This window comes from Caldisphaera sp. (genome assembly GCF_049974385.1).
Taxonomy (GTDB): Archaea; Thermoproteota; Thermoprotei_A; order Sulfolobales; family Acidilobaceae; genus Caldisphaera.
Window position 1 is genome coordinate 1 of record NZ_JBMFIW010000047.1, and the last position, 1,403, is coordinate 1,403.

At 31.9% G+C, this 1,403-nt stretch carries 1 protein-coding gene; it reads left to right on the forward strand.

Annotated features, from left to right (window positions below; genetic code table 11):
• Positions 1–1,403: ABC transporter substrate-binding protein (locus tag ACP5GV_RS08015; RefSeq protein WP_428103269.1), on the forward strand; the 1,403-nt coding region annotated here is incomplete at both ends.

Genomic DNA, 1,403 nt, shown 5'->3' on the forward strand with positions numbered 1-1,403 from the left:
TCATTAACAATTGTTACTAAAAACGTATCATCAGGAAAAACATATAATTATACAACATATCAAACAGTTGCAGTATCTAATAGCAGTTTTATATTTAAAATTTTTACATCAAGCTTGAACATACCTAATCCTGGTACAATAATAGTTGCAGAAAATGTACCTGGAGGACCTTATTCTTTTGACGCAGATATAGATCTAGAAGTTGTTGGAGAAGAAATCATCAGAAACATATATTCTACCCTAGTGATATATAATGGTTCAAGCACGTCTAAATTCTTACCAATGGCTGCAGAATACATACCAACAGTTGGTAATTGGTCTCAAAGAAACTTATATGGCGGTATTTCGCCTAACTATACAATGTATACATTTAAAATTAGGCCCAATCTAAAAGCTGCTAATGGCGACAATTTAACAGCATACGACGTTTGGTATTCTATAATAAGATCATTATTATGTTCCGGAGGTGTTCCACCCACTCCAGGATATGAATTAGCACAATACTTAATACCCAATTATAGTGAATTCATGCCAATAGTTACTTCGCCAAATGATACACTAGGGTTCAATGAAATTATGAATTCAATAACATACGATAATCAAACAGATACGGTAACTTTTAATTTATCTGAAAGAGTTAATCCTCAACTATTCTTCAGTATCTTAACAGAGTCTGAGGCATCTGTATATGATGCTAAATGGTTAGAACAAGTTGGTGCAGGCATTAATTTCACTCCTTCAGGTTTTTACCAATATGAACAAACGTGTAACGGAGGCAATTATAATACAAAAGTTCAATGGGATCCCATGTCTACTGCACCATATATGATAAAATCATATACTCCTGGCCAAAGCATTGTTTTAGTTCCAAATCCCTATTGGCCTAATAATATACCTGATATACCAAAACCAAATAATACAGTTATAATTTATTGGGTTAAAGATCCAAATACTGCATATGAAATGTTCTCATCTGGACAAGCAGATATATTAACTAACATACCTCCTGATTATGTACCGCTTCTATTAAACTTAGAATCTAATGGACAAGCGTCAATATATGTTTACCCGACGTTTACAGAAAACTTCTTTGCATTTACATTAAATGTTAATACATCTATACTTAAAAGCATCAATCCGAATTATAATATACCATCATACTATTTTGCAAATCCATTAGTTAGGAAAGCATTCGCTTACGCATTTAACTACACAGAATATTTAAATAGCATAGTAGGAAATCAAAAATACCATATAAACTTTGGCAATAGTTACTGCGGAATATTAATTCAAGGTCTTGATTATTACATACCTCCATCAGAATTAACAGGCTGTCCAACATTTAATTTAACTTATGCAAAGCAATTAATGGAAGAATCAGGTTTTTACAATATAACAGTTAA